Here is a 3,960-nt window from a genome sequence, read left to right on the forward strand (position 1 = left end):
CCCCTATTGTGGGATCGCAGTCTCGCCCATCCTGCCTATTAGTTAAGGAAGGTCGAAAAGATTGCCGTCAGCAAGATTGCTAATTGATCGTTGCAGAGTTACCAACGCCCGATTGTAATCCAGAATTGCTGTAAGTAGGTTAATTCTGGCACGGGTTAGGGCAGTTTGCTGGTTGATCACATCGGTTTGGGTGCCAATTCCGGCTTCAACTCGCAACCGTGCCAATCGCAAGCTCTCTCGCGCCTGTTCCAAAGCCAAGGTTGCTGTTTGAATGTTTTCCTGGCTAGATTTTAGCTCGAAAAAAGCTTGCTCAACCTGGAAGCGTATCTGGTTGCGCTGATTGGCAAATTGAGTTTCAGCGATCGCTTCATTCACTTCTTCCTGAGCAGCTCTGGCTCTAGCGGCTCCACCATCGAAAAAATTCCACTGGAGGCGCGCTCCTAGGGTGAAGCCATCTTCTGGACCGTCGTCATTCCCGAAATCAGCTAGGATATTGTAGCTGCCAAATAAACTCAATTGCGGTCGGATGGCAGCGAGGGCAATACGCTGCTGCTGCTGGCTGATAGTGCGTTGGATAAGCTGCTGTTCTAACTCTGCTCGATTTTTGAACGCGATGATAATACTTTCCTCTAACGAAAGATCCCAATTTCCTGCCAGTTGAATCGGATCAGCGGCTGAGACAGCTACCTGCTGATCCAAACTCAGTACCTGCACGAGTTGACGACGGACAATGCGTTGTTGGCTAATAGAATTAGTTAGCTGCTGATTGTTATTTGCCAACTCTACCTGCGCTTGCAAGACTTCAAACCGCGTTCCCAACCCCGCTTGTTCTCGCAACACGGCATCCTGCAAACTTCGAGCGGCATCAGTTACCGCTGCTTGGCTAATTTCAACTTGGGCATCAGCTTCTTGCAAATTGTAGTAGACATTGCTAACGTTCAGTCGCAAATCTTCCGAAATGCGTTCTACATCAAGCTGCTGGAAGCGGACTTGTTCTTCAGCCGCTCGAATTGTTGCAGACCGACGCCCAGCAGTATAGGCGGCGTAGTTGACCTCCAGCCTGTTATTGAATGTGGTTGAGGTATTATTATTATCTTGAGAATCAATCCCCAACAATTCACTGAGTTGATCCTGGAAGTTAGAGCCAGATTGGGCAGATTCTGTACGGGTAAATTCGGAAATGAGGCTTGCTGTCGGATATTCAGCGGCTAAGGCTTCTGCCAAGGCAAACTGAGATCGTTCGAGGGCAAGTAGGGATTGTTGTAACTCCCGATTATTGCGCCGTGCTAGTTCTATTGCCTGCTCCAAGGTAATCGGTTGGATGGTTTGAATTTCAACGTCCTCGGGTCTGGTGGGAAATAGCAAGGGATTGGCGCTGGGATTGAGCAATGTTGGATCGAGAAGTTCAGTTGTTGGAGTAGGCAAAAGCAACGGATCAGTTGTGCGAGTCGGAAATTCTGGCGCTGGAGTGGTCGGCTCGTCTAGGATTGGCACAGAGGGTTCTACGGTAGGCAACTGACCAATAGGCATTTCACTTACAGGTGTACTGGCTCTTTCTCTATCATTCTCAACAAGTAGTGTGCTAGATCGAGGTGTACCTGCTTTATCAGCTTCAGTTTCTACCGCCACAGCGTTAGGGATGGTGGATGGGATACTGCGAGGATTTTGTTGGTTGTTGATATCAAAATCTCGCCGACGAAGGCTTCTGGGATCGACCTGGATTCTAGAATGATTCAGCAAGGGGCGCTCAGAGGGGAGTGGGAGAGGGGGCGATACTGCGATCGCAGAACTTGCGGTGTTCTCGTCCTCCTGATTAGCGCGTTCTCGTCTATTCTTGGTAGCGGACTCCTGGTTATCCCCTTGATGGACTGGCAAACCCCCCTCTGTGGATGGGTGAGTGGAGAGGTTGCCTGTTTCTAATCTCCAATCCCCAAGCTCTTCCTGTTCATGGATGGGTACTCGACTCTCGGATAGAGCGAGTGATGGTAACTCTTCTGAGGCACTCGGTTTGATATAGAGCAATGCAATCGCTGTCCCCACACCTACAGCCACGAAATAACGGAACGTTGGCATATGTTTTGAAAGTCGCTCTTTAGTTGTCAAGAACTGCGCGTCTTGCGCTACCAAATGGCAGAATAATCGTTTGTCAGTACACTTGGCAAACGATTAGTCGAACTTATTTTGTTGGTTTATAATCAGGCTGATCTACTATCCTAGGAGATCTGAGCGTCCAATAGACATCGATTCAATCGAAATTCCAAAACTGTAACACTCTCTGAAACAGAACATTCAACAAATTCGCGGGAATCGCCATCCTCAAAGAGAGTAAGCTAAACGCTTACGAACAGATGTTCTACTTAGTCTGTCACCTAAATCACAGTTGCAATGCCTGAAAAATTTGCCACGCCCTAAAAACATTACCCTGTAACAGAGCCGCAACACCAGAAAGAGCTTGCAGTTCTGGCAGATTCGGGTTAAGCTTCAAAGCGGGTTTTAGAGCATCTTGAGCATTCTTCCCCCGCCATTGGTAGAGGTAGACAAAGGCAAGATAAGCACGAGCATAAGGATTGTCTGAATCAAGCTCAACCACTCGCTTCAACGCTGCGATCGCTCCTCCGGCATCTTCCTGCAATACTCTAGATAATGCTAAACCGTAAGCCCATTCTAAATTTTGCGGTTCTAACCTTAGCCGATGCGCCAACGCTAAATCCGCCTGCACCAGATAATCTTGAATCGGGTCATACTGATTAATACGCCCCGTTTGCTCAAAAATCGGTTCTAAAGCATCCGTTCCTTTCGGTAAATTAACCGCTAACGTCCGCAGTTGAGTAAGTAAATCCAATTCTGGTGCTGGTGTTACAGTAGCCGTCGGATCGATAGTCACAGTAACAGGTGGCACTTGGATAGGATAAGTTTCACCCGTTTCTCGATTTAGATAAGTCGCCTCCAGACTATAACTGCCTGCTGGTATATCCCCAGGAGGCAGCATCGCCGTCCGTTCAACGACTCGGAATTGAGAATTTTGAATGGTGTTAGCGTCCCTAGACGTAACCCATTTTGAATTAAAATGCAACTCTCCCATCCCAATACCATGATCATGCAACCATCGGTGTTGAGGCGTTCCTGTCCAAGTCAATAGCACAATACCCGACTGCAACTGCTCCCAAGTACCCACCCACTCATAATTGATTGGCACAGGCACGCCCGGAGGCACCTTATCTGGCACTGTCACCTTATCTAACTGAATTTTGTCTCCCGACCCCTGACTCCCAACTCCCGACTCTAGTTGTACCTCTACAGATAATTCCCGTCGGTGATAAAGCTTTAAAATACTGCCATCCGGTAAATTCCAACTCTTCTGTAGCCCGAAATCTCCCCCTTGCTCAACCGTTTGAACCATAGCCCCTTGCGCTTCAGGAACAGAACCTTGCTCACCCGTTTTAGTAAGAAACCAAGAAAGCGATCGCACATCCTGCTGAAGTTGTTCCTGTTGCGTTCCCACCTGACGCCCGTAAACCTGAAAATCCTGCAACGCTCCATAATAATTAAAATTATGCTGGTTAATTTCCGGCGTTGAAGGCAGCACTCCCAAGGTTGTACGCAAGTAAGGAGAGGTTTCGATAATTTCATCAATAACCTGAGAATGAGGAAATGGCTGTCCCAGATAAGGTCGATACTGGAAAGGAGAAAGGATAGGGGAAAAAGCCGTTCCTCCCAGAGGAAACAAATTTAGTATCATCAATAACGATGCCAGCCCAACCGTACCCCAGCGAATATTTTTTGCCCAGCGCCCCTTCCAGAGAGTCAAACCATAAGCCAACACTACCGATATCACTGGCAAAAGAGGCAAAATATAGCGATCGTCTTTATTAATATTCAGAGAACAAAGAAGATAACCTCCCAGCAAGAAAACGGCTAACCAAGTTGGGGGAGCGGGGAAGCGAGGGAGCTGGGGAGCGG

1 protein-coding gene and 1 pseudogene are annotated in these 3,960 nt (G+C 48.0%); both read right to left on the reverse strand.

What is annotated here, in order from left to right; all coding sequences use genetic code 11:
• Positions 1-42: 42 nt before the first annotated feature.
• The gene (locus IQ257_RS28910) at positions 43-2,073 is read right to left on the reverse strand and encodes a TolC family protein (protein ID WP_193882381.1); all 2,031 of its coding nucleotides are present in this window, start codon (positions 2,071-2,073) and stop codon (positions 43-45) included.
• A gap of 301 nt (positions 2,074-2,374) precedes the next feature.
• A pseudogene (locus tag IQ257_RS28915) lies at positions 2,375-3,960 on the reverse strand (tetratricopeptide repeat protein); the annotation flags it as partial.

The sequence above is a fragment of the Coleofasciculus sp. LEGE 07092 genome, from assembly GCF_015207375.1.
In the GTDB taxonomy this organism is placed as follows: domain Bacteria; phylum Cyanobacteriota; class Cyanobacteriia; order Cyanobacteriales; family Coleofasciculaceae; genus LEGE-07092.